Consider the following 24,356-nt stretch of genomic DNA (forward strand, 5'->3'; position numbering starts at 1 on the left):
CGACCCTGAGGAGACACGGCAGCCATGCCGAAGAACAAGACGCACTCCGGTGCCAAGAAGCGGTTCCGCATCACCGGTTCCGGGAAGGTCATGCGCGAGCAGGCCAACAAGCGCCACCTGCTCGAGCACAAGTCGAGCCGTCGTACGCGCCGCCTGAGCGCCGACCAGGTCGTCTCGGCCGCCGACACCCCCAAGATCAAGAAGCTGCTCGGCAAGTGACCCTCGGGGCGCGTCCTGCGCCCTGAAGGAGCTTGTGAGCCCCGAGAACCAAGGAGCATCACGTGGCACGCGTGAAGCGGGCAGTCAACGCCCACAAGAAGCGTCGTTCAACCCTCGAGCGGGCCAGCGGTTACCGCGGCCAGCGCTCTCGCCTGTACCGCAAGGCGAAGGAGCAGGTCACTCACTCGATGGTCTACTCCTACCGCGACCGCAAGGCGCGCAAGGGAGACTTCCGCAAGCTGTGGATCCAGCGCATCAACGCTGCGGTCCGCGCCGAGGGCATGACCTACAACCGCTTCATCCAGGGCCTCAAGGCCGCTGGTGTCGAGGTTGACCGTCGCGTCCTCGCTGACCTCGCCGTGACGGACGCCAACGCGTTCAACACGCTGGTCAAGGTCGCGAAGGAGGCCCTCCCGGCCGACGTCAACGCCCCCAAGGCTGCTGCCTGAGCCGTACGTCTCCACGACGTCGCGCGCTTCGCAGCCTCAGGACGCCCGGACATGCCCGAGCTGATCAACCCCCGTTCCGAGCGGGTGCGGTCAGTCCGGGCGCTGTCCGGGCGTTCTGCGCGTTCGCGCACCGGTCGGTTCCTCGTCGAGGGCCCGCAGAGCGTCCGCGAAGCTGTGCGTTACGCGCCGGACCTGGTGCGCGACCTGTTCCTGACGGAGACGGCCGCTGACCGGTACACGGAGATCGTCGACGCCGCCCACGAGGCGGGCGTCACGCCCCGGACCGGCTCGGACGAGGTCCTCGACGCGATGAGCCCCGACGCCCAAGGGATCGTCGCCGTCCTCGACCGTCCCCACGCATCCCTCGAGGACGTGGCCGCCCTGAACCCGCGCCTCGTCGCGGTCCTCCTCAACGTCCGCGACCCCGGCAACGCCGGCACGGTCATCCGCGCTGCTGACGCGGCAGGCGCTGACGCCGTCGTCCTCGCCGGGGAGAGCGTCGACGTGCTCAACCCGAAGGTCGTGCGTTCGACGGCCGGCTCGCTCTTCCACCTTCCCGTCGTCGCAGGCGCGTCGTACGACGACGTCCTCGGTGCCGTGCACGGGCTCGGCATGACGGTCCTCGCCGCTGACGGCGTCGGGCCGCACGATCTGGACGACCTGCTCGACGCCGCCGGCGCCTCGGGTGGAGGACAGCCAGACCTCGCCGCACCGACCGCCTGGGTGTTCGGCAACGAGGCCTGGGGCCTGCGCCCCGAGGACCGTGACCGCGCTGACGCCGTCGTCCGCGTGCCGATCCGCGGCCGCGCCGAGTCCCTCAACCTCGCCACGGCCGCGACCGTCTGCCTGTACGGCTCCGCACGCGCCCAGCGGTGACGGCTGCTGGGCCCTCGGCCCCGCGCACGACATGCGTCTGGTGCGCTTAGATGTTCACGTGAGCAACGACGCGACCGTGCCCGTCTCGGGCACGCAACACATCCTGACCAGTGGCCCCTACCGTGCGGTGATCGCCTCGGTGGGCGCGAGCCTGCGAGTGCTCGAGCACGACGGCCGTCCCCTCGTGACGCCGTTCGGCGAGGAGGACGTCCGGCCCGGCTACCGCGGCGCGGTGCTCGTACCGTGGCCCAACCGCGTCGTCGACGGGCACTACTACGTCGACGGACGCACCTACGCGCTCTCCTTGACGGAGCCCGAGCGTGGCCACGCGCTGCACGGCCTCGGGGCGTGGGCCGAGTGGACCGTCGTCTCGAGCGACGAGACGTCCGTGACGCTCGGCCACACGATCGCCCCGCAGGCCGGCTACCCCTTCCGCGTGCGGTGCGAGGTGACCTACGCGCTGTCCGGCGACGGCCTGAGCTGGAGCGTCCGCGCGACGAACGTCGGGACGGGGCGTGCCCCGTACGGCACGGGCCCGCACCCGTACCTCGTCGCTGGTCCCGAGCCTGTGGACGAGTGGGAGGCACTCATCCCCGCCGAGCAGGTCCTGACGGTCACACCTGACCGTCTCGTCCCGACCGGCGTCGCCGACGTCGCGACGTACGACGGCGGCACGCTCGACTTCCGTACGCCTCGCGTCGTCGGCAGCACGTTCATCGACCACGCTTACACGGGCCTCGTCCTCGAGGACGGTACGGGTCGCGTCGAGGTGCGTTCGCCGTCGGGCACGGGTGTCGCGATGGAGTGGGAGGCGGGCAGCCCGTGGCTCCAGGTGCACACGCCGGAGGGTCCTGGCGACGCGTTCCGCAGCGGCCTCGCCGTCGAGCCCATGACGTGCCCGCCCGACGCCTTCAACTCGCGCACGGACCTGGTGCTGCTCGAGCCGGGCGAGAGCCACGAGGTCGGCTGGCGCATCTTCGCGCTCTGACGCCCGCCCCGCGCGGCCTGGTGCACCACGCCGGGCCGCGCGGGGGTGCGGACGGGGCGCGGATCCGGGTTCCGGGCCTCGTAGAATGATCGACGATCCCACTCGCTCCGGTTCCGGAAGGCACGGATGTCCACGCCAGAAACGCCCCTGTCCCCGCTCGACGCCGCCGGCATCGACGCGGCGCTGACGGAGGCTCTCGCCGCCGTCGCGTCGGCTGCTGACCTCGAGGCGCTCAAGGAGGTGCGGATCGCCCACGCCGGGGACCGCAGCCCCCTCGCGCTCGCCAACCGTGAGATCGGCCAGCTCGAGCCCGCCGAGAAGGCGACCGCCGGCAAGCTTCTCGGCCCGGCTCGCGGCCGCCTCGCCAAGGCGCTCGCCACGCGCCAGGAGGAGCTCGAGGCCGAGCGCGCCGCGCAGGTCCTCGTCACCGAGGCTGTCGACGTGACGCTCCCGACGGACCGTGTCGCTTCCGGTGCCCGTCACCCGCTCGAGCTGATCTCGGAGCAGGTCGCGGACTTCTTCGTGGCCATGGGCTGGGAGATCGCCGAGGGGCCTGAGGTCGAGGCGGAGTGGTTCAACTTCGACGCGCTCAACTTCGGCCCTGACCACCCGGCGCGCCAGATGCAGGACACGTTCTTCGTCGAGGGACCTGAGGCCGACGGCGCGGGCTCGGGCCTCGTCATGCGCACGCACACGTCGCCCGTGCAGTCGCGCACGATGCTCTCGCGTGACGTCCCGATCTACATCGCGTGCCCCGGCAAGGTGTTCCGCACGGACGAGCTCGACGCGACGCACACTCCCGTCTTCCACCAGGTCGAGGGCCTCGCCGTCGACAAGGGCCTGACGATGGCTCACCTCAAGGGCACGCTCGACCAGTTCGCCCGCGCGATGTTCGGTCCCGAGGCGCGCACGCGCCTGCGCCCGAGCTTCTTCCCGTTCACCGAGCCGTCCGCGGAGATGGACCTGTGGTTCCCGCAGAAGAAGGGCGGCGCGGGCTGGATCGAGTGGGGTGGCTGCGGCATGGTCAACCCCAACGTCCTGCGCGCCGCAGGGATCGACCCGGACGAGTACACGGGCTTCGCGTTCGGCATGGGCCTCGAGCGCACCCTGATGCTCCGCCACGGGATCACTGACATGCACGACATCATCGAGGGCGACGTCCGCTTCTCGACGCAGTTCGGAATGGGGTTCTGATGCCGAACATCGCACTGGACTGGCTCGCGGAGCACGTCGAGGTCCCGGCTGGCCTGACCGCGGAGCAGCTCGCCGCCGACCTCGTCCGGGTCGGGCTCGAGGAGGAGGCGGTGCACGGTCCTGCCGTCACCGGCCCGCTCGTCGTCGGCACGGTCGTCTCCCTCGTCAAGGAGGAGCAGAAGAACGGCAAGACGATCAACTGGTGCCAGGTCGACGTGGGCGAGCACAACGTGCTCGACGACGACGGCCAGCCGACGGTCCCGCGCGGGATCATCTGCGGCGCGCACAACTTCGAGGCAGGCGACCGCATCGTCGCCGCCCTCCCGGGCGCCGTCCTGCCCGGCCCGTTCCCGATCGCCTCGCGCAAGACGTACGGCCACGTGTCCGACGGCATGATCTGCTCGCAGCGCGAGCTCGGTCTCGGGGACGACCACGACGGCATCATCGTGCTCGACCGGCTCGGGTTCACTGGCCAGCCGAACGGCACGGACGCGGTCCAGCTCCTCGGGCTCGGCGAGTCCGTGCTCGAGATCAACGTGACGCCCGATCGCGGCTACTGCTTCTCGATGCGCGGCGTCGCGCGCGAGTACTCGCACTCGACCGGCGCGACGTTCACCGACCCTGGCGTGCGTGAGACGCCCGCCGCGACGGCTGACGGGTTCGCCGTCGAGGTCGACGACGTCGCGCCTGTCCACGGCGTCGTCGGCTGCGACCGCTTCGTGACGCGCATCGTCCGGGGGATCGACCCGGCCGCCCCGACGCCCGAGTGGATGAAGAAGCGCCTCACGCAGGCGGGCATGCGGCCGATCTCGCTCGCGGTCGACGTCACGAACTACGTCATGCTCGACCTCGGCCAGCCGCTGCACGCGTACGACTTCGCGAAGGTGGCCGCCCCGATCGTGGTCCGCCGTGCTGCCGCGGGGGAGCACTTCACGACGCTCGACGACGTCGAGCGGACGCTCGACCCGGGCGACCTGCTCATCACCGACTCGCCCGACGGCGTGCGTGGCTCCCGGATCCAGGGGCTCGCAGGCGTCATGGGCGGTCAGGTGTCCGAGGTGTCGGAGTCGACGACGGACGTCCTGGTCGAGGCTGCGCACTTCGACGCCGTGACGGTCGCGCGGTCGTCACGACGCCACAAGATCCCGTCGGAGGCTGCGAAGAGGTTCGAGCGCGGCGTCGACCCGCGCCTGCCCGGGGTGGCAGCGCAGCGCGTCGTCGACCTGCTGGTCGAGCACGGCGGCGGCACGGCTGACCCGGCCGTCTCCGACCTCGACGCGGTCCCGGCGACGCCTGCGATCACGTTCCCGTGGTCCGAGCCGTTGCGCCTGACCGGGGTCGACCACGGTCGCGAGCGCATCGCCGAGATCCTCACGATGATCGGTTGCGAGCTCGCTGACGGCGACGGGGACACCGTCGCGGTGACGCCGCCGACGTGGCGACCTGACATCGAGGCGCCTGAGCACCTCGTCGAGGAGGTCGCGCGCATCGACGGATACGACAAGATCCCGTCGGTCGTCCCCGCTGCTCCCGCCGGCACCGGGCTCACGGCCGCGCAGCGCTCGCGCCGCTCGGTCGCCCGTGCGCTCGCGGAGGCGGGCTTCGTGGAGACGTTGTCCTACCCGTTCGTCGGCTCGGTCCAGCACGACGAGCTCGGCCTCGCCGCGGACGACGCGCGACGCCGCGCCGTCCGGCTCGCGAACCCGCTCTCGGACGAGGCTCCTGAGCTGCGCACGAACCTCCTGACGACGTTGCTCGGTACTGCGCGACGCAACGTCGGGCGCGGCATGACCGACCTGGCGGTCTACGAGATCGGTCTCGTCACGCAGCCCCGTCCGGGCGCGCCGGTCGCGCCCCAGCTGCCTGGCGCTCGCCGCCCGTCGGACGAGGAGCTCGAGGCGCTCGGCGCTGCGGTCCCGGACCAGCCGCGCCACGCGGCGGGCGTCCTCGCCGGAGCGCGCGAGCGTGCGGGCTGGTGGGGTCCTGGACGTGCCGCAGGCTGGGAGGACGCTGTCGAGGCGGTCCGTCTCGTCGCGCGGACGGTCGGTATCGAGCTCACGACGACGAACGACACGTCGCGCATGCCGTGGCACCCGGGCCGCTGCGCGCGGTTCGAGCTGGCGTCGGGCCAGGTCGTCGGCTGGGCTGGTGAGCTGCACCCGCAGGTCCTCGAGCGGCTCGACCTGCCGCGTCGCGCTGCCGCGTTCGAGGTCGACCTCGACGCGATCGTGGCGGCGGCCTCGACCGAGCCGGTCCAGGCTGTGCCGGTCTCGACGTTCCCGCTCGCGAAGGAGGACTTCGCGTTCGTCGTCGACCAGGACGTGACCGCCGGTGCCGTGCGTGCCGTCGTCGCGCAGGCCGCTGGTGAGCTTGCCGAGGAGGTGCGGGTGTTCGACGTGTTCACGGGCCCGCAGGTGGGCGAGGGCAAGAAGTCCGTCGCCGTCGCCGTGCGCCTGCGTGGCGCGGACCGCACGCTGACGGCGGAGCAGACCGCTGAGGTTCGCGGCCGGGTCGTCAAGCTCGCGGGCAAGCGCCTGGGCGCCCAGCTCCGCTGAGCCGCGACGTCCACCACGGCTCGGCCCTGCTTCGGTAGGGTCGAGCCGTGAGACCTTCTGCTCAACGTGCCCTCGGTGTCCTGCTCGTCGCGGCTGCCGCTTTCGCTCTGCTCGCGCGCGCCGGCGTCGTGGACGTGAGCCTCGGCCACCTCGTGCGGACGTGGTGGCCGACGGTGATCGTCCTGGTCGGCGTCTTCGGGCTCGTGACGGCGCCGCGTGCGTGGCACGGACCCGCGGTGCTCGTCCTCGTCGGAGTGATCCTGCAGTCCAACCGGCTCGGTTACCCGCGCATGTCGTTGTGGGAGCTCGTCGTCCCGCTGATCCTGCTGGTCGCTGGCCTGGCACTCATCACGCGCGGGGTGCGTGGGCCCCAGGGTGACCCGGACGTGCTGTCCTCCCTGGTCATCATGGGTGCCTCGAACCCGCGTACCGCCTCGCCCGCGTTCCGCTCCGGCGTGTTCACCGCCGTCATGGGCGGGATCGAGGTCGACCTGCGCGGCGCGGGCGTCGTCGAGCCTGCCGAGGTCTCCGTGTTCACCCTCTGGGGCGGGGTCGAGATCAAGGTCCCGCCGACGTGGAGCGTCACCGTGCGCGGCCTGCCTCTCCTCGGCGGCTGGGAGGACAAGACGGTCCGCCCGGTCGCACCGGACGCGCCCCGGCTCGTCGTGAACGTCATCGCGATCATGGGCGGGCTCGAGGTCCGGAACTGATCCTCACAGGTCGGCGATGACGATCTTCCCCATCGCCATGAGCCGCTCGTACGCGCCCGGGTGGGACATGAGCTCTCCCATGTTCTCGGGGACGACCTGCCACGAGACTCCGAACTTGTCCTTGCACCATCCGCACTGCTCGGCCGCGGGGTCGCTCGACAGGGCCGCCCAGAGCCGGTCGATCTCGTCCTGGTCGGCAGCGGTCACCGCGAGCGAGACGCCCTCGCTGAACGTGTGGTCCTGCGTCGCGGCGGCGTCCATCATGACGACCCACGTCCCTGCCAGCACGAGGTCGCTGAACATGACGGAGCCCGCCGCGGCGGGGCCGTGGGGTTGGGGGTATGTCACCGTCGTCCCTGGGCGCGAGCCAGGCAGGACGTCCCGGTAGTACGCGCTCGCCTCGGCGGCGCGGTTCTGAGCGGCGCCGCCGAACAGGAACGACGGGAGGACGAACGGACGTGGCTCGCCCTCGGGGTTCGTGAGGATGAGCTGCCAGGACACGCCGAACCGGTCCTCGACCCAGCCGTAGCGGGCGCTGTGCGGGTACTCGCCGAGCTCCATCAGGACACGACCTCCGTCAGCGAGCCGGTCCCAGAGCGCGTCGAGGTGATCGCGCGCGTCCGGGTCGCGGGAGGGGTCGTGGTTGACCATGAACGAGATCGACGGGTTGGGACGGAAGGACGCGTCGGCGTTGACGAGGGTCAGCGGGAGGCCACCGACGACGACGTCGATCGTGAGGACCTTGCCGGCCATGCCTGCCTGGAAGTCGGGGAGCCCGGTGGTGGGGTACCGGGTGGTCGCCACGACGTGGCTGTCGGGGAAGGACGCGGTGTAGGCGGCGGCTGCCTCCTCGGCATCGCCCGCGTACCAGATGTTCGGGGTGATCGTGGTCATGCCTCGAGCATGCGCACCTCGTCGCCTGCTGCCCACGGTGAGAGCGCCCAGGCGCGGCGAGGGTGGCGCCCAGGCCTTACCCACGGTGCGTGCGCGACGGAGGTGAGCCGACGGGGAACCGGCCGTGGTTGACGGCGAGCTTGCGTCGGGCGGCGTCGAGCACGTCGATGCCGGTGACGTCGGCGAGGCGCGCGAGGTAGATCGTCACGTCGGCCATCTCCATCGCGAGACGTTCGCGCAGCTCCGGGTCCGTCCGCACGGCGTCGAGGCTCTCGTCGGACCCGAGCCACTGCAGCTCGGCTGCGAGCTCGCCCGCCTCGCCGGTGAGTGCCATCGCGAGGTTCTTCGGTGTCTGCACGGGTGTCCAGCCGCGCTCCTCGGAGAACGTGCGGACGGCGGTGACAAGCTCGGCGAACCCGTCAGACCGTTCGGTCACAGCGTCCCCCCGGTGTGCTCGCCCGCGACCTCGAGGATCACCTTGCCGGTCGTCTCGCGCGCCTCGAGCGCCCGGTGCGCCTCGCCCGCGTCGGCGAGCGCGTACGTCCCACCGACACGGACCTTGAGGGCCCCGAGCCGGACGGCGTGGAACAGCTCGTCGGCGCGACGCAGCAGCTCGGGTCGTGTCGCAACGTGGTCGCCGAGCGTGGGCCTGGTGACGAACAGCGAGCCGCCCGAGTTGAGCCGCTGCAGGTCGAACGGGGGTACCTGGCCGGAGGCGCCACCGAACAGCACGAGGATGCCGCGAGGGCGCAGGGAAGCGAGCGAGGCGTCGAACGTCGTGCGTCCCACGCCGTCGTAGACGGCGTGCACGCCGTCCGGTGCGACGGCGCGGACGGCGGCCGGGAGCTGTGTCGTGAGGTCGTCGAGCTGGTCGTAGCGCACGACCGCGGTCGCCCCTGCCTCGCGCGAGAGCTCGGCCTTCAGGTCCGTCGACACGGTCGTGACGACGCGGGCGCCACGCGCGACCGCGAGCTGCGTCAGGAGGAGGCCGACGCCGCCTGCGCCCGCGTGCACGAGCACGTCCTCGCCCGGCCCGACGGGGTGGCTCGAGTCGGCGAGGTAGTGCGCGGTGAGCCCTTGCAGCATGAGCGCTGCCGCGGTCGCGAGGTCGACGCCGTCGGGCACGGGGACCGTGCGGTCCGCCGCGACGACGACCTGTTCCGCGTACGAGCCGGGCCCGTCGACCCAGGCGACGCGGTCGCCTGGCGCGACGTCCGTGACGTCGGGCCCGACGGCGCTGACGACGCCCGCACCCTCGCTCCCCGGGACGTGCGGGAACGGGACGGGGTAGACGCCCGAGCGGCGGTACGTGTCGATGAAGTTCACGCCCGCGTAGGCGACATCGACGACGACCTGGTCACGACCTGCGGTCGGGGCGGGGCGGCCGACGAGCGTGAGGACCTCGGGACCACCTGCGTGCACGGCTTCGATCGCTCTCATCACCCCAGCCAACCACCCGTCGGCCGCTCGGGTCGACGCGACGGTCCCGGATCGCGAGACGACGCGTGCAGCGCGCGGGCACGGCCGATACGTTGACCGGGAAACGCCGGGGAGCTTGGTGCACCAAGCTGAGAGGGCGGATGGGAAACCACCGAGTCGCCGACCCGCGAACCTGAACTGGGTAATGCCAGCGGAGGGAAGCGTCGGTGCCGTCGGCACCCTCATTGCTCGAACCGTCCCGCTGCGCGCGTCACGATCGACGTGCGCAGCGGCGCGCCCTGTCGGCGCGCGGCGGTCGTGCCGTGCGCGCCCGCCGTGGCGGCGCCCTCGAGCTCGAGGAGCGAAGAAGTGCTCGCACACATCCAGGTCTCGCCGCGTCCCGCCGGGACGGCCGACCAGCCCTACGCCCACATCGACCCTGCCATCGCGGTCATCCAGCAGTCCGGTCTCGTCCACGAGGTCGGTGCGATGGGCACGACCGTGCAGGGGAGCCCGGACGACGTCTGGGCGCTCTTGCGCCGCGTCCACGAGGCGACGCTCGCGGCCGGCGCTCGCGGGGTGACGAGCCACATCAAGGTCGGGCAGGGCGCGGACGACGCAGGCCCGACGATCGAGGACCTCGTCGCGAAGTTCCGGGCGTGAGCATCGCATCCCGTCCGGCGGGCGCGGACGTCGTGTCGCGCGTCTGGCCGCCCGCGGTGCTCGCGGTCGGGCTCGTCGTCGTGTGGGAGCTGGCGGTCTACGTCGCGAACGTCCCCGCGTTCGTCCTGCCTGCCCCGAGCCAGGTCGTCACGGCCGGGGCAGAGCTCGCGCCGGTGCTCGGCGCGCACGTCGCGACGACGATGACGGAGGCGCTCCTGGGGCTCGTGCTCGGGGTGCTCGCGGGAGGGACGCTCGCGCTCGCGACGGCCGCGTCGCCATGGCTGGATCGTGCGCTCCTGCCGCTGCTGACACTCACGCAGACCGTGCCGACGGTCGTCCTCGCGCCGCTCATGGTGCTGTGGGGCGGCGTGGGGCTCGCACCCAAGGTCGTGCTCGTCGCGCTCACCGTGTTCTTCCCGGTGCTCGTGGCCGCTGCGGGGGCGATGCGCGACGCCGAAGGGGAGCTCGGTGACGTCCTGCGCGGCCTCGGTGGGACGCGCCGCCAGGTGCTGCTCCTCGTCCGCGCGCCCGCCGCTCTTCCTGGCGCGCTCTCGGGGCTGCGCCTCGCGGCCACGTATGCGGTCGGCGCTGCCGTCGTCTCCGAGTACCTCGCGGGGACGAGCGGTCTCGGCGTGCTCATCCAGCGGGCACGCAAGGGCTACGACGTCGATCGCATCTTCGTGGCCGTCGCCCTCGTGGCGCTGCTCACTGCGCTGCTGTTCGTGATCGTCGACGTGGCGTCGCGCGCCGCGCTGCCGTGGCAGCGGCGCGAGTCCGGAAACCACCTGCTCCTGAGGAGACCAGCATGAGAGCTCGTACCACCGCCGCGATCGCTGCGGCACTGATGATCCTGTCCGCAGGCTGCACGACGACGCCCGAGAGCGGTGCCGCCGATGCTGACCTGACGCCCGTGACCGTCGTCCTCGACTGGACGCCCAACACGAACCACCTCGGCCTGTACGTCGCGCAGGAGCGCGGCTACTTCACGCAGGCGGGTCTTGACGTGACGATCGTCGAGCCGGGGGAGGCGTCGGGGTTGAGCCTGGTCGCGGCGGGGAAGGCCGACGTGGCGTACTCGGTCGCCGAGTCGCTCGTCCCGGCGCGGGCCAAGGGGGCTGACGTCGTCTCGGTCGCCGCGGTGCTGCGCCGCAACACCTCGAGCCTCATCTCCTTGCGGAGCGCGGGGATCGAGCGTCCCCGTGACCTGGCGGGGCGGACGTACGGCAGCTACGGGAGCGCGCTCGAGGAGGCGCTCGTGCGCCGGCTCGTCGCGTGCGACGGCGGCGACCCGGACGCGGTCGAGCTGGCCCCGCTCGTGAGCGACGACTTCCGCGTCGGGCTGACGCAGGAGCAGTTCGACACCGCGTGGGTGTTCGAGGGCTGGGACACGATCCGGCTGCGTGACGTCGACGGTCTCGACGTCACGTCGATCCCGTTCGCCGAGCACACGGACTGCATCCCGGACTGGTACACGCCGTTGCTCGCGACGTCCGAGAAGGTGCTGGCCGAGCGGCCGGGAGTCGTCGACCGGCTCGTCGCGGCGATCGGGCGGGGTTACGACGACGCGGTCGCCGACCCGCAGGCGGCCGCTGACGCGCTGCTGGAGGCCGTGCCGGAGCTCGACCGCGAGCTGGTGTCCCGCAGCGCGGACTACCTGGCGGGGGAGATCGCGGCGCCGGGGAAGCCGTGGGGCTGGCAGGACCCGGAGGTGTGGCGGGAGTTCCTGGCGTTCCTCGAGGAGGAGGGGCTCGTCGAGCGGGGGCTGACGGCGGAGGAGCTGTGGACCGATGACCTCGTCGGCTGACGTCCGGCCGGACGTGGAGGCCGTCGCTCTGCCGGGTGCGCTGGGGAGCGGCGTCGTGGTCGCGGGGCTGACGGTGTCGATCGGCGGCCGGACGGTCCTCGACGCTGTGTCGCTCCGCGTCGTGCCGGGCGGGCTCACGGCGGTCGTGGGCCCGTCCGGGTGCGGCAAGTCGACCCTGCTGCGCGTGCTGGGCGGTCTACCGGTCGCGGGGACCGTGGTGGTGGGCGGCGAGGTCGAGGTTCCGCTGGCGGAGGACGGGCGGCCCGACGTCGCATGGATGCCGCAGGGGGACTCGTTGCTCCCGTGGCGGCGCACCCTCGGGAACGTCGCGCTCGGGGCGCAGGTCGGTGGGGCGTCGCGCCGGGACGCGGCTGCGGCGGCTCGGGGCCTTCTCGACCGCTTCGGCCTCGCGGGGTTCGAGCAGTCGTGGCCGCACGAGCTGTCGGGCGGGATGCGCCAGCGTGCGGCGCTGGCGCGCACGGTGCTCGCCGGCCGTCGTGTGCTGCTCCTGGACGAGCCGTTCGGGGCGCTCGACCCGTTGACCCGGCGCGACATGAACGGGTGGCTCGCGGCGCACCGGGCGCAGGGTGTGCTGGGTGACGGTGCGGCGGTCGTGCTCGTGACGCACGACGTCGACGAGGCGGTCGCGCTCGCGGACCACGTGGTGGTGCTGTCGTCGCGGCCGGGCCGGGTCGTCGCCCGTGTGGAGGTCGGGGCGCTCGGCCGTGATGCGGCTCGGCGCGTCGTGCTCGCGTCCCTGGGGTGAGGGGGCGCGCTGGGGCAGGATGGTGGGACACGCTCCGCGAGGGGAGTGGAGAGTTATGCAATACGGTGTATGTTTATGCGCATGACCTTCTCAGCAGCGGTCGCCGGAGCCAGCGGGTACGCCGGCGGCGAGATCCTCAGGCTCCTCGCCGCGCACCCGGACGTCGAGATCGGAGCGGTGACCGCGCACTCCAACGCGGGCCAGACGCTCGGCCAGCACCAGCCGCACCTCCGCTCCCTCGCCGCCCGCGTGCTCGAGCCCACGATGCCCGCGACGCTCGCCGGGCACGACGTGGTCGTCCTCGCCCTGCCGCACGGCGCCTCCGGCGAGATCGCCGCACAGCTCCCCGACGACGTCCTCGTCCTCGACCTCGGCGCTGACCACCGGCTCGCGAGCGGCACGGACTGGGAGGCGTACTACGGCTCCGCGCACGCCGGCACGTGGCCGTACGGCATGCCCGAGCTCATCACCGGCCCCGGCACCCGGCAGCGCGACAACCTTGCCGGTGCGCGCCGCATCGCCGTCCCCGGCTGCAACGTCACCGCGGTGACCCTCGGTCTCCAGCCCGGCGTCGCGGCAGGGCTCGTCTCGCCGACCGACATCGTCGCCGTCCTCGCGAACGGCTACTCCGGCGCGGGCAAGAGCCTCAAGAGCCACCTGCTCGCGTCCGAGGCGCTCGGCTCCGCCCAGGCGTACGCCGTCGGAGGGACGCACCGCCACATCCCCGAGATCGCGCAGAACCTGCGCGCGGCCGGCGCGCCGGACGTCACCCTCTCCTTCACGCCCACGCTCGTGCCGATGTCCCGCGGCATCCTCGCGACCGCGACTGCACGACTCGTCGACCCGTCGACGTCGGACGCCGCGATCCGCGCCGCGTGGCACGACGCGTACGCGGACGAGCCCTTCGTCCACCTGCTCCCCGAGGGCGTCTGGCCGACGACCGCGATGACGCTCGGAGCCAACACCGCCCTCGTCCAGGTCGCGGTCGACCGCCGTGCCGGTCGCGTCGTCACCGTCACCGCGATCGACAACCTCGTCAAGGGCACGGCGGGTGCCGCCGTGCAGTCCATGAACATCGCCCTCGGCCTCCCCGAGACCACGGGCCTGACCGTCGAAGGGGTTGCGCCGTGAGCGTCACCGCAGCACAGGGGTTCCGGGCGGCAGGCGTCGCGGCGGGGCTGAAGTCCACCGGCAAGCCTGACGTCGCTCTCGTCGTCAACGACGGGCCCGAGCACGTCGCGGCCGGCGTCTTCACGTCGAACCGTGTCGTCGCGGCTCCCGTCGTCTGGTCGCGTCAGGCCCTGGCCGACGGCGTCGCGCACGCCGTCGTCCTCAACTCGGGCGGCGCCAACGCGTGCACCGGGCCCGAGGGCTTCCTCGACACGCACGTCACCGCCGAGCGCACAGGTGACGCCCTCGGCGTCTCGGCGGGCGACGTCGTCGTGTGCTCGACCGGGCTCATCGGCGTGCGCCTGCCGATGGACAAGCTGCTGCCGGGCGTCGAGTCGGCCGTGGCCGCGCTCGACGCGGCAGGCGGCGAGTCCGCAGCGACCGCGATCATGACGACCGACACCGTGCCGAAGACCGCCGTCGTGGAGGGCGAGGGCTGGGTGGTCGGCGGCATGGCGAAGGGCGCGGGCATGCTCGCTCCCGGCCTCGCGACGATGCTGTGCGTCCTGACGACCGACGCGGTCGTGACCGCCGAGGACGCCGACGCGGCGCTGCGTGCCGCGACCGGCCGCACGTTCGACCGCGTGGACTCGGACGGCTGCATGTCGACGAACGACTCGGTCGTGCTGCTCTCCTCGGGCGCCTCGGGCGTGCGCGCGGACAAGGACGCGCTCGCCGCAGTCCTCACCGAGGTGTGCGCGTCGCTCGCTCGGCAGCTCGTCGCGGACGCCGAGGGCGCGAGCCACGACATCGCGGTGCGCGTCGTCGGCGCCTCCGACGAGACGGCCGCGGTCGCGGTCGCCCGCGCCGTCACGCGCTCCAACCTCTTCAAGGCCGCGGTCTTCGGCAACGATCCCAACTGGGGCCGGGTCCTGTCGGCGGTCGGCACCGTCCCGCCCGAGGTCGCTCCGTACGACGCGCTCGCGCTCGACGTGAGCATCAATGGCGTCCAGGTCTGCCGTGCCGGCGGTGTGGGGGAGGGCCGCGAGCTCGTCGACCTCGCGTCGCAGCGCGAGGTGCACGTCGAGATCGACCTCCACGCGGGCGACGCCGAGGCGACGGTCTGGACGAACGACCTCACGCACGACTACGTCCACGAGAACAGCGCCTACTCCTCCTGAGGAGCCGGCCCGGACACGACACGAGAGACGGAAGACATGACCACCGCACCGATCGACCTCACGCCGCACCAGCGCGCCGAGGTGCTCGTCGAGGCGCTCCCGTGGCTGCGCGACCTCGAGGGCGCGCTCGTCGTCGTCAAGTACGGCGGCAACGCCATGGTCGACGACGAGCTCAAGGCGGCCTTCGCCCAGGACATGGTCTTCCTGCGGCAGGTCGGGCTGCGTCCCGTGGTCGTGCACGGCGGCGGTCCGCAGATCTCCTCGATGCTCGAGCGTCTCGGCATCGAGTCGGAGTTCCGCGGTGGGCTGCGCGTGACGACGCCCGAGGCGATGGACGTCGTGCGGATGGTGCTCACCGGCCAGGTCTCGAGGGAGCTCGTGGGCCTCATCAACGCGCACGGCCCGGTCGCGGTCGGTCTCTCGGGCGAGGACGGCGGCCTCTTCCAGGCACGTCGCCGGACGGCGACGGTCGACGGCGAGCCTGTCGACGTCGGGATGGTCGGCGACGTCGTCTCGGTGGACCCGTCTGCCGTCCAGGACCTCCTCGACGCGGGGAGGATCCCGGTCGTGTCGACCGTCGCGCCAGACCTCGACGACGCGACGCAGGTCCTCAACGTCAACGCCGACACGGCGGCGGCGGCGCTCGCGATCGCGCTCGGCGCGCGCAAGCTCATCGTGCTCACGGACGTCGAGGGGCTCTACACGTCGTGGCCGGACCGGTCCTCGCTCGTGTCGACCATCTCGGAGTCCGAGCTCGAGGCGCTCCTGCCGTCGCTCGAGTCGGGGATGGTCCCCAAGATGGAGGCCTGCCTGCGCGCGGTGCGCGGCGGCGTCTCGCGCGCGACGGTGATCGACGGCCGGGTCGCGCACTCGGTGCTGCTCGAGGTGTTCACGGACCAGGGCAACGGCACGCTCGTCCACCCGGGCGGTCCGCGCGACGAGGAGGTGGCACGGTGAGCGGCCTCCAGCCCACGGGCGACGCGACGCTCGCCCCGAACAGCTCGGCGGCGTGGACCGAGCGCTACCGCGGCGCCGTCATGGACACGTTCGGCCCTCCGCAGCGTGTGCTCGTGCGCGGCGAGGGTGCGTATGTGTGGGACGCCGACGGCAAGCGGTACCTCGACCTGCTCGCCGGGATCGCGGTCAACGCGCTCGGCCACGCGCACCCGACGCTCACCGCCGCGATCAGCGCGCAGCTCGGCACCCTCGGGCACGTCTCGAACTTCTTCGGCACCCCGACGCAGATCGCGCTCGCGGAGCGCCTGCTCGAGCTCGCGGGCGCGCCCGAGGGCTCGCGCGTGTTCTTCTCGAACTCGGGTGCTGAGGCGAACGAGGGCGCGCTCAAGATGACGCGCCGCAACCTGCGTGCGGACGGCTCGCCGCGCCGTCGCGTGCTCGCGCTCGAGGGCGCGTTCCACGGTCGGACCATGGGCGCGTTGTCGATCACGTCGAAGGCGCAGTACCGCGAGCCGTTCGAGCCGCTCCCGGGCGGCGTCGAGTTCCTCCCGTTCGGCGACCTCGCCGCGCTCGAGGCCGCGTTCGCGACGGACGGAGACGACGTCGCAGCGCTCGTCGTCGAGCCGTTGCAGGGGGAGGCGGGCGTCAGGTCGCACCCGGTGGGGTACCTCGCTCGTGCTCGCGAGCTCACGGCCGCGCACGGCGCGCTCCTCGTGCTCGACGAGGTGCAGACCGGCATGGGCCGTACCGGCAGCTGGTTCGCGTTCCAGGACCCGACGATCGGCGACGGCGTCGTGCCGGACATCGTGACGCTCGCGAAGGGTCTCGGGGGAGGTTTCCCGGTCGGCGCGATCGTCGCCTTCGACGACCGGGCTGCGACCCTCGTCGGTCGTGGTCAGCACGGCACGACGTTCGGCGGGAACCCGGTCGCCGCCGCGGCGGCGCTCGCGACGATCGGTGTCATCGAGCGAGACGACGTGCTCGAGCACGTCCGCGCGGTGGGGGCCTTCTTGCGCGACGAGATCGAGGCGTGCGGGAACCCGCTCGTCGTGTCCGTCCGCGGGGCGGGCCTCCTGCTCGCCGTCCAGCTGGCCGAGCCGGTCGCCGCGCAGGTCGCTGCGGCCGCGCTCGAGGCGGGCTTCATCGTCAACCCTGTCGCGCCGGACGCGCTCCGGCTCGCTCCGCCGCTGATCCTCACCGTGGACCAGGCTCGTGACTTCGTCGCGTTCCTCGCCGCGCTCCCCTTCCCGACGACCGAGAAGAGCTGACATGCCCCGCCACTTCCTGCGAGACGACGACCTCAGCCCTGCCGAGCAGTGCGAGGTCCTCGAGCTGGCGCTCGAGTTCCATGCCGACCGGTTCCTGCGGACCCCGCTCAAGGGTCCGAAGGCGGTCGCGGTCATGTTCGACAAGCCGTCGACCCGCACCCGCGTGTCGTTCTCGGTGGGGGTCGCCGAGCTCGGCGGCTACCCGCTGGTCATCGACGCGGCGGGCTCGCAGCTCGGTCGCGGCGAGCCAATCTCGGACACCGCGCGCGTCCTGGACCGTCAGGTCTCGGCGATCGTGTGGCGCACGTTCGGACAGGAGCGCGTCGAGGAGATGGCGGCGAGCTCGTCGGTGCCGGTCGTCAACGCGCTGACGGACGAGTTCCACCCGTGCCAGATCCTCGCGGACCTCGCGACGGTCGCCCAGCACCGGGGCGGCGTCGACGCCCTCGCCGGGCAGGTCCTCGCGTATGTCGGTGACGGTGCGAACAACATGGCGCACTCGTACCTGCTCGGTGGTGCTGTCGCGGGCATGCATGTGCGCGTCGGCACGCCGGAGGGCTACCTGCCGGCTCCGGCGATCGTCGCTGACGCGCAGGCGGTGGCCGCGCGGACGGGCGGCTCGGTGACGGTCACGTCGGACCCGGTCGCTGCTGTGGCGGGGGCCGACGTCGTCGCGACCGACACGTGGGTCTCGATGGGCCAGGAGGGCGAGAGCAGCGCTCGGGAGCTGCCGTTCTTGCCGTTCGCGGTCGACGCGGCGCTCCTGGCGCACGCGAAGCCTGACGCGATCGTCCTGCACTGCCTTCCTGCCTACCGTGGCAAGGAGATCTCCGCCGAGGTGCTCGACGGCCCGCAGTCGGTCGTGTTCGACGAGGCCGAGAACCGGCTGCACGCGCAGAAGGCGCTCCTCACGTGGCTCCTGGAGCAGGCGTGAGCGCTCCGACCGGGACGCCGTCGACGAAGGCTGCGCGCCACGCGCGGATCCGGGCCATCCTCACGTCCCACGAGATCCACTCGCAGACGGAGCTCGCGTCGGCGCTCGCGGACGACGGCGTGCAGGTCACCCAGGCGACGCTGTCACGCGACCTGATCGAGCTGCGTGCGCAGAAGGTCCGCACGTCGCGCGGGGTGTCGGTGTACGCGGTCCCGGGCGAGGGCGGGGACCGGAGCCTGCAGACGACGTCGGACACCGAGTCTCTCGCGGCGCGCCTCGCGCGCCTGTGCGAGGAGCTGCTCGTCTCCGCCGAGGCGTCGGGCAACCTCGTCGTGCTGCGCACCCCGCCAGGTGCGGCGCACTACCTCGCCTCGGCGCTCGACCACTCGGTCCTGCCCGACGTGATCGGCACGATCGCGGGGGACGACACGGTCCTCGTCATCGCACGGGACGGCGACGAGGGCGGCGCCGCCGTCGCCGCGCGGCTGCTGCGCCTCGCCGAGGGTGACTGACGCACGACCGCACGTGACCGCGACCGCGCGGCCCTGAAAGACTATGAACAACCCAACTGTGTGAGAGAGAGAAACGTCATGACTGATCGCGTCGTGCTTGCCTACTCGGGCGGCCTGGACACCTCTGTGGCCATCGGCTGGATCGCGGAGGCGACCGGCTCCGAGGTCGTCGCTGTCGCCGTCGACCTGGGGCAGGGCGGTGAGGACCTCGAGGTCATCCGCCAGCGTGCGCTCGACTGCGGTGCCGTCGAGGCCTACGTGGCCGACGCCCGCGACGAGTTCGCAGCCGAGTACTGCATGCCCGCCCTGCGGGCGAACGCGCTGTACCTCGACCGCTACCCGCTCGTCTCGGCGCTGTCGCGCCCGACGATCGTCAAGCACCTCGTGCGCGCTGCCCGCCAGTTCGGTGCGACGACCGTCGCGCACGGCTGCACCGGCAAGGGCAACGACCAGGTCCGTTTCGAGGTCGCCACGACGTCGCTCGCGCCTGACCTCAAGACGATCGCGCCCGTGCGCGACCTCGCGCTGACCCGTGAGAAGGCGATCGCGTACGCAGAGGCGAACGACCTGCCGATCGCGACGACGAAGCACAACCCGTTCTCGATCGATCAGAACGTGTGGGGCCGCGCCGTCGAGACGGGCTTCCTCGAGGACATCTGGAACGGCCCGACGAAGGACGTCTACAGCTACACGGACGACCCGACGTTCCCGCCTGTCGCTGACGAGGTCGTCATCACGTTCGAGCAGGGCGTGCCGGTCGCGCTCGACGGCGTCGCGGTGACGCCGCTCCAGGCGATCCAGGAGATGAACCGCCGTGCGGGCGCCCAGGGCGTCGGCCGGATCGACATCGTCGAGGACCGTCTCGTCGGCATCAAGTCGCGCGAGATCTACGAGGCTCCGGGAGCGATGGCCCTCATCGCCGCGCACCAGGAGCTCGAGAACGTCACGCTCGAGCGCGAGCAGGCCCGCTTCAAGCGTGGCGTCGAGCAGCGCTGGACGGAGCTCGTCTACGACGGCATGTGGTTCAGCCCGCTCAAGCGGTCGCTCGACACGTTCATCGACGACACGCAGCGCTACGTCTCGGGCGAGATCCGCATGACGCTGCACGGCGGCCGCGCGACGGTCACGGGCCGCCGCTCGGAGGCGAGCCTGTACGACTTCAACCTCGCGACGTACGACGAGGGGGACTCGTTCGACCAGTCGCAGGCGAAGGGCTTCATCGAGATCTACGGCCTCACCGCCAAGCTTGCCGCCGCGCGCGACGTCAAGTTCGGCAACGGCGTCGACCTCGGGTCCGGGAAGCTCTGACGATGACGGCGGACGGGCACGAGGAGGGCACGCAGCGCGTGAGCCTGTGGGGCGGTCGCTTCGCGGGCGGGCCGAGCGACGCGCTCGCGGCGCTGAGCAAGTCGACGCACTTCGACTGGCGGCTCGCGGGCCAGGACATCGCTGGTTCGAAGGCGCACGCGCGCGTGCTGCACGCCGCCGGGCTGCTGACGGATGCTGAGCTCGCGGGCATGCTCGACGCGCTCGAGCGGCTGCGTCTGGACGTCGCGTCCGGGGCGTTCGTCGCCGGCGACGACGACGAGGACGTGCACACGGCGCTCGAGCGCGGGCTCATCGAGCGCGCGGGTGCCGAGCTGGGCGGCAAGCTGCGGGCGGGTCGTTCGCGCAATGACCAGATCGCCACGCTGACGCGGATGTACCTGCGTGACGAGGCGCGTGTGATCGCCGGTCTCGTGCTCGACGTCGTCGATGCGCTCGTCGCGCAGGCTGCCGCCCACCCGGGCGCGGCGATGCCGGGGCGCACGCACCTGCAGCACGCGCAGCCGGTGCTGCTCGCGCACCACCTGCTGGCCCACGCGTGGCCGCTCATGCGTGACGTCGAGCGGTTCGTCGACTGGGACGCGCGTGCGGCCCGGTCGCCGTACGGCTCGGGAGCGCTCGCTGGCTCCTCGCTCGGGCTCGACCCGGCTGCGGTCGCGGCAGACCTGGGTTTCGACGGTCCTGTCGAGAACTCGATCGACGGGACGGCGTCGCGCGACGTCATGGCGGAGTTCGCGTTCGTCTCGGCGATGCTGGGCGTCGACCTCTCCCGCATCGCGGAGGAGGTGATCCTGTGGAACACGAAGGAGTTCGGTTTCGTCCGGCTCGACGACGCGTTCTCGACGGGGTCGAGCATCATGCCGCAGAAGAAGAACCCGGACGTCGCCGAGCTGGCGCGCGGGAAGGCGGGTCGGCTGATCGGTGACCTGACCGGGCTGCTGACGACGCTCAAGGGCCTGCCGCTCGCGTACAACCGCGACCTGCAGGAGGACAAGGAGCCGGTGTTCGACCAGGTCGACACGCTCGAGGTGCTCCTGCCGGCGTTCTCGGGGATGGTCGCCACGATGACCTTCGACACTGAGCGGATGGCGTCGCTCGCTCCGCAGGGCTTCTCGCTCGCGACGGACATCGCCGAGTGGCTGGTGCGGGAGGGCGTGCCGTTCCGTGTGGCTCACGAGGTCGCGGGGGCGTGCGTCCAGGTGTGCGAGCAGCGCGGGATCGAGCTGTGGGATCTCACAGATCAAGACCTCGCGGAGGTCTCGGTGCACCTGACGCCGGCCGTGCGTAGCGTCCTGACCGTCGAGGGTTCGCTGGCCTCGCGCGACGCGGTCGGGGGGACTGCGCCTGTGCGGGTGGCCGAGCAGCTCGACGCCGCGCGCGAGCGTGCGGCACAGCTGCGGGCGTTCGCCCGGGGCCAGGTCGGTGCGTGAGGCGCTGACGACCAGCGGCACGACGACGGGGGCGGTCATGACGACGGAGGTGACGTCGTGACCGCCCCCGACCACGTGGTGGCGTTGGTCGCGGTGATGGCGGCGGACCGACCGGCGGGCCTGGGGGCGACGCGCCTCGTGTGCGTGGACGGTCCCGCAGGTTCCGGGAAGACGACGCTCGCCGCTCAGCTCGGTGCGCTGCTCCCGGCGCAGGTCGTGCACATGGACGACCTTTACGAGGGCTGGACCGGTATGCGGGCGGGCATCGCCAGGCTTGCCGAGTGGGTGCTCGAGCCGCTCGCGGCGGGGCGCCCGGGCCGCTATCAGCGCTACGACTGGGGCCTCGGCAAGTACGCGGAGAGGCACACGGTGCCGTTGGCCGACTTCCTCGTGGTCGAGGGCTGCGGCTCCGCGAGCCTCAGCACGGAGCCGTACTCGCCTCTGGTGGTGTGGGTCGAGGCGCCTGACGACGTGCGTCTCGAGCGAGGGCTCGAGCGTGACGGGGCAGCGCTAGAGCCAGCCTGGCGGGAGTTCATGCGGGCGGAGCGCGAGCACTACGCGGAGCACCGCACGCGCGAGCGTGCCCACGTCCGGCTCGACGGCGTCGGCAACCTGGTCACTCCCTGATCGTGACCAGGCCGCCGTCGGGCGGCGGTTGACGGGGTGACGGGGGACGATGGCGGGGTGCTTGGTGCTGCAGCGGACCCTCACTCGAACGAACCTGCGGTGGAGCGCTGTGCGCCGGCCGCTGCGTGGTTCCTCCGCCCGGTGCTCGAGGTCGCGCGCGGGCTGCTCGAGGCGCACCTGGTGCGGACGACGCCGGAGGGCAGCGTCGTGTTGCGTGTGACGGAGGTCGAGGCGTACGCGGGGGAGACGGATCCGGCGTCGCACGCCTTCAAGGGCCCGAACCGGCGCAACGCGACGATGTTCGGACCGCCAGGTCGTCTCTACGTCTACCGGCACATGGGTCTGCACCACTGCGTGAACGTCGTCTGCGGCGAGCCGGGGAGTGCGCGGGCCGTGCTGCTGCGCGCAGGCGAGGTCGTCGAGGGCGTGGGCCTGGCGACGGCGCGACGGACGGTCCGCGGCGTCGTGCGCACCCCTGTCGACGTCGCTCGGGGTCCGGCGCGCCTCGCGGACGCGCTGGGTCTGACGCTGGCCGACGACGGGGCGAGCCTCGTGGCTGGCGACAGCCTGGAGCTTCGTGTCCGTGCCCGTCCGGTCGCGCCAGGCGTGGTGATGACGGGGCCGCGCGTCGGTGTGGGGGCCGCGGGTGCGGACCCGGACCGGTTTCCCTGGCGTCTGTGGCTCGCGGGGGAGCCGACCGTCTCGGCGTTCCGAGGTCCGTCGCAGCCGCGTCGGCGGACAGGGCAGACTAGTGCTGTTGGCCTCGTCCGAGGTCGGGATGCACGAAGGAGCAGCGGTGAGCAACGTTCTTGATGAACTCCAGTGGCGCGGGCTGGTCAGCCAGACGACTGATGTCGAGGCCCTGCGCAGAGCTCTCGAGGACGGTCCGATCACGTACTACTGCGGCTTCGACCCGACCGCGCCAAGCCTGCACCACGGGCACCTGGTCCAGCTCGTCCTGCTGCGTCACCTCCAGCTCGCGGGGCACCACCCGATCGCGCTCGTCGGCGGGGCGACCGGGCTGATCGGCGACCCGCGCATGTCGGGGGAGCGTGTCCTGAACGATCGTGAGACGGTCGCGGGCTGGGTGGAGCGCCTGCAGAACCAGATCTCGCGGTTCCTGTCGTTCGAGGGTGACAACCCCGCTCGCATGGTCAACAACCTGGACTGGCACGCGGGCTTGTCGGCGCTCGACTTCCTGCGTGACGTGGGCAAGCACTACCGCCTGGGCACGATGCTCGCGAAGGAGACGGTCGCGCGCCGGCTCGCCTCGGACGAGGGCATCTCGTTCACGGAGTTCAGCTACCAGATCCTCCAGGGCATGGACTTCCTCGAGCTCAACCGTCGCTACGGCTGCACCCTGCAGACGGGCGGCAACGACCAGTGGGGCAACCTGCTCTCGGGTGTTGAGCTGGTGCGCAAGTCGGACCAGAGGTCTGTCCACGCGCTGACGACTCCGCTCATCACGAAGGCGGACGGCACGAAGTTCGGCAAGTCCGAGGGCGGCGCGGTGTGGTTGGCGCCGGACATGATGTCGCCGTACGCCTTCTACCAGTTCTGGGTCAACGCGGACGACGCCGACGTCGTGGGTTGGCTGCGCACGTTCACGTTCCGGACGCGCGAGGAGATCGCGGAGCTCGAGGCGGCTGTGGCCGAGCGCCCCGCGGCGCGCGAGGCGCAGAAGGCGCTCGCGGCCGATGTCACGACCATGGTGCACGGCGAGCGGGCGACGCAGCAGGCGATCGCGGCGAGCCAGGCGCTGTTCGGTCGCGGCGAGCTCGCCGACCTTGATCCCGACACTCTGGCTGCGGCCACGGAAGGCCTGCCGCGCACGGCCTTCGCGATCGGCGACCCGGTCGCCGACGTGCTCGCAGCGACCGGAGTGGTCAAGGGCAAGGCTGCAGCACGTCGCGCGATCGCCGAGGGTGGCGTCTACGTCAACAACGTGAAGGTCACCGGTGAGGACGCGGTGCTCTCGGAGGGTGACGTGCTCGCCGAACGGTACGTGCTGGTACGCCGCGGCAAGCGCACGGTGACGGTCGCTGTGCTGGGCGAAGCGCCGGGTCAGGGAGCGGCATAGACCCGCGCGGTCGGGCGGTGACGGTGGTCACCGCTACGCGACTTGACCGTGATCGCCGTGGCCCCGTAGTGTTCTGCGAGTCGCCCCGACAGGGGAGGAACGGACAGCCGCAGGCCTCGCACTCACGTGTGAAGGAGCGGCCGGCCGGTCCCCGAGGGTGACTCCAAGATCCTGAACCAGGCTCTCGTGCGCCGCACGGGAATGAGGTACAGTATCTGTCCGGCCCTCCAGCCGATCACATCTGAGTCTCCGGTTCACCCGGAACGCGGATTGGACACGGCGGGATGGATCGGGTAAGTTTGAACGGTTGCCTCCGAGCCGGCCTGGAAGGGCGGGTGGGGATGCGCGTCTGTTCCTTGAGAACTCAACAGTGTGCTTGATAGTCAATGCCAAA

25 protein-coding genes and 1 riboswitch are annotated in these 24,356 nt (G+C 72.0%); of the genes, 22 read left to right on the top strand and 3 right to left on the bottom strand.

Going from position 1 to position 24,356, the window contains the following annotated elements:
- Positions 1 to 24: 24 nt before the first annotated feature.
- The 7 genes from rpmI (at position 25) to AC4F3Q_RS03945 (ending at position 6,991) form a co-directional block, all read left to right on the top strand.
- Positions 25 to 219: a 50S ribosomal protein L35 gene (gene rpmI, locus AC4F3Q_RS03915; RefSeq protein ID WP_093375536.1), complete on the top strand. Its 195-nt coding sequence runs from the start codon at positions 25 to 27 to the stop codon at positions 217 to 219.
- Between the two features lie 62 nt (positions 220 to 281).
- Positions 282 to 668, top strand: coding sequence for a 50S ribosomal protein L20 (gene rplT, locus AC4F3Q_RS03920; RefSeq protein ID WP_168445825.1), 387 nt, complete (start codon positions 282 to 284; stop codon positions 666 to 668).
- A gap of 51 nt (positions 669 to 719) precedes the next feature.
- The gene (locus AC4F3Q_RS03925; RefSeq protein ID WP_491038806.1) at positions 720 to 1,544 is read left to right on the top strand and encodes a TrmH family RNA methyltransferase; all 825 of its coding nucleotides are present in this window, start codon (positions 720 to 722) and stop codon (positions 1,542 to 1,544) included.
- 31 nt (positions 1,545 to 1,575) lie between these two features.
- Entirely contained in the window at positions 1,576 to 2,532 is a 957-nt protein-coding gene (locus AC4F3Q_RS03930) for an aldose 1-epimerase family protein (RefSeq protein ID WP_491038807.1), read from the top strand.
- Between the two features lie 126 nt (positions 2,533 to 2,658).
- Positions 2,659 to 3,726, top strand: a complete 1,068-nt coding sequence (gene pheS, locus AC4F3Q_RS03935; RefSeq protein WP_491038808.1) for a phenylalanine--tRNA ligase subunit alpha — start codon at positions 2,659 to 2,661, stop codon at positions 3,724 to 3,726.
- Positions 3,726 to 6,281 (top strand): phenylalanine--tRNA ligase subunit beta, encoded by a 2,556-nt coding sequence (pheT, locus tag AC4F3Q_RS03940; protein ID WP_491038809.1) that lies wholly within the window; start codon positions 3,726 to 3,728, stop codon positions 6,279 to 6,281. Before pheS ends, pheT begins: the two co-directional genes overlap by 1 nt.
- Positions 6,282 to 6,328: 47 nt before the next feature.
- On the top strand, positions 6,329 to 6,991 hold the full coding sequence (locus tag AC4F3Q_RS03945) for a LiaF transmembrane domain-containing protein (RefSeq protein ID WP_168445820.1): 663 nt from the start codon (positions 6,329 to 6,331) through the stop codon (positions 6,989 to 6,991).
- 3 nt (positions 6,992 to 6,994) lie between these two features.
- On the opposite strand, the gene AC4F3Q_RS03950 is transcribed toward AC4F3Q_RS03945, so the two are convergent.
- The 3 genes from AC4F3Q_RS03950 to AC4F3Q_RS03960 form a co-directional block, all read right to left on the bottom strand.
- Positions 6,995 to 7,885 carry a VOC family protein gene (locus tag AC4F3Q_RS03950; protein ID WP_491038810.1) on the bottom strand — a complete coding sequence of 297 codons (891 nt, stop codon included), beginning with the start codon at positions 7,883 to 7,885 and terminating at the stop codon, positions 6,995 to 6,997.
- Positions 7,886 to 7,961: 76 nt separating this feature from the next.
- Positions 7,962 to 8,321, bottom strand: coding sequence for a nucleotide pyrophosphohydrolase (locus AC4F3Q_RS03955; protein WP_491038811.1), 360 nt, complete (start codon positions 8,319 to 8,321; stop codon positions 7,962 to 7,964).
- A complete protein-coding gene (locus tag AC4F3Q_RS03960; RefSeq protein ID WP_491038812.1) occupies positions 8,318 to 9,325 on the bottom strand; it encodes a quinone oxidoreductase family protein in 1,008 nt (335 codons plus the stop codon). The genes AC4F3Q_RS03955 and AC4F3Q_RS03960 overlap by 4 nt, the downstream gene beginning before the upstream one ends.
- A gap of 98 nt (positions 9,326 to 9,423) precedes the next feature.
- Positions 9,424 to 9,541: riboswitch (TPP riboswitch) on the top strand.
- A 132-nt stretch (positions 9,542 to 9,673) separates the two neighbouring features.
- On the opposite strand from AC4F3Q_RS03960, the gene AC4F3Q_RS03965 reads away from it, so the two are divergent.
- The 15 genes from AC4F3Q_RS03965 to tyrS all read left to right on the top strand — a co-directional run bounded on the left by AC4F3Q_RS03965 (position 9,674) and on the right by tyrS (position 23,962).
- On the top strand, positions 9,674 to 9,967 hold the full coding sequence (locus AC4F3Q_RS03965; protein ID WP_168445816.1) for a thiamine-binding protein: 294 nt from the start codon (positions 9,674 to 9,676) through the stop codon (positions 9,965 to 9,967).
- Positions 9,964 to 10,776, top strand: a complete 813-nt coding sequence (locus tag AC4F3Q_RS03970) for an ABC transporter permease (protein ID WP_491038813.1) — start codon at positions 9,964 to 9,966, stop codon at positions 10,774 to 10,776. The genes AC4F3Q_RS03965 and AC4F3Q_RS03970 overlap by 4 nt, the downstream gene beginning before the upstream one ends.
- A complete protein-coding gene (locus tag AC4F3Q_RS03975; RefSeq protein WP_491038814.1) occupies positions 10,773 to 11,771 on the top strand; it encodes an ABC transporter substrate-binding protein in 999 nt (332 codons plus the stop codon). The genes AC4F3Q_RS03970 and AC4F3Q_RS03975 overlap by 4 nt, the downstream gene beginning before the upstream one ends.
- Positions 11,755 to 12,537 carry an ABC transporter ATP-binding protein gene (locus tag AC4F3Q_RS03980; protein WP_491038815.1) on the top strand — a complete coding sequence of 261 codons (783 nt, stop codon included), beginning with the start codon at positions 11,755 to 11,757 and terminating at the stop codon, positions 12,535 to 12,537. The genes AC4F3Q_RS03975 and AC4F3Q_RS03980 overlap by 17 nt, the downstream gene beginning before the upstream one ends.
- Positions 12,538 to 12,612: 75 nt before the next feature.
- Positions 12,613 to 13,668: an N-acetyl-gamma-glutamyl-phosphate reductase gene (gene argC / locus AC4F3Q_RS03985; protein WP_491038816.1), complete on the top strand. Its 1,056-nt coding sequence runs from the start codon at positions 12,613 to 12,615 to the stop codon at positions 13,666 to 13,668.
- On the top strand, positions 13,665 to 14,828 hold the full coding sequence (gene argJ / locus AC4F3Q_RS03990; RefSeq protein WP_491038817.1) for a bifunctional glutamate N-acetyltransferase/amino-acid acetyltransferase ArgJ: 1,164 nt from the start codon (positions 13,665 to 13,667) through the stop codon (positions 14,826 to 14,828). Before argC ends, argJ begins: the two co-directional genes overlap by 4 nt.
- Before the next feature lie 36 nt (positions 14,829 to 14,864).
- A complete protein-coding gene (gene argB, locus AC4F3Q_RS03995) occupies positions 14,865 to 15,785 on the top strand; it encodes an acetylglutamate kinase (RefSeq protein ID WP_491038818.1) in 921 nt (306 codons plus the stop codon).
- Positions 15,782 to 17,053, top strand: a complete 1,272-nt coding sequence (locus AC4F3Q_RS04000) for an acetylornithine transaminase (RefSeq protein WP_491038819.1) — start codon at positions 15,782 to 15,784, stop codon at positions 17,051 to 17,053. Before argB ends, AC4F3Q_RS04000 begins: the two co-directional genes overlap by 4 nt.
- A gap of 1 nt (position 17,054) precedes the next feature.
- Positions 17,055 to 17,987 carry an ornithine carbamoyltransferase gene (gene argF, locus AC4F3Q_RS04005; protein ID WP_491038820.1) on the top strand — a complete coding sequence of 311 codons (933 nt, stop codon included), beginning with the start codon at positions 17,055 to 17,057 and terminating at the stop codon, positions 17,985 to 17,987.
- Positions 17,984 to 18,499 carry an arginine repressor gene (locus AC4F3Q_RS04010; RefSeq protein ID WP_168445810.1) on the top strand — a complete coding sequence of 172 codons (516 nt, stop codon included), beginning with the start codon at positions 17,984 to 17,986 and terminating at the stop codon, positions 18,497 to 18,499. The genes argF and AC4F3Q_RS04010 overlap by 4 nt, the downstream gene beginning before the upstream one ends.
- Positions 18,500 to 18,577: 78 nt before the next feature.
- Positions 18,578 to 19,807 (top strand): argininosuccinate synthase, encoded by a 1,230-nt coding sequence (locus AC4F3Q_RS04015; protein WP_168445809.1) that lies wholly within the window; start codon positions 18,578 to 18,580, stop codon positions 19,805 to 19,807.
- Between the two features lie 2 nt (positions 19,808 to 19,809).
- On the top strand, positions 19,810 to 21,255 hold the full coding sequence (argH, locus tag AC4F3Q_RS04020; protein ID WP_491038821.1) for an argininosuccinate lyase: 1,446 nt from the start codon (positions 19,810 to 19,812) through the stop codon (positions 21,253 to 21,255).
- Positions 21,256 to 21,312: 57 nt separating this feature from the next.
- Positions 21,313 to 21,882 (top strand): uridine kinase family protein, encoded by a 570-nt coding sequence (locus tag AC4F3Q_RS04025; protein ID WP_491038822.1) that lies wholly within the window; start codon positions 21,313 to 21,315, stop codon positions 21,880 to 21,882.
- A 99-nt stretch (positions 21,883 to 21,981) separates the two neighbouring features.
- Positions 21,982 to 22,695, top strand: a complete 714-nt coding sequence (locus tag AC4F3Q_RS04030; protein ID WP_491038823.1) for a DNA-3-methyladenine glycosylase — start codon at positions 21,982 to 21,984, stop codon at positions 22,693 to 22,695.
- On the top strand, positions 22,679 to 23,962 hold the full coding sequence (gene tyrS / locus AC4F3Q_RS04035) for a tyrosine--tRNA ligase (protein WP_491038824.1): 1,284 nt from the start codon (positions 22,679 to 22,681) through the stop codon (positions 23,960 to 23,962). Before AC4F3Q_RS04030 ends, tyrS begins: the two co-directional genes overlap by 17 nt.
- The last annotated feature ends 394 nt before the right edge of the window (positions 23,963 to 24,356 follow it).

The organism is Flavimobilis sp. BM9 (assembly GCF_058313055.1).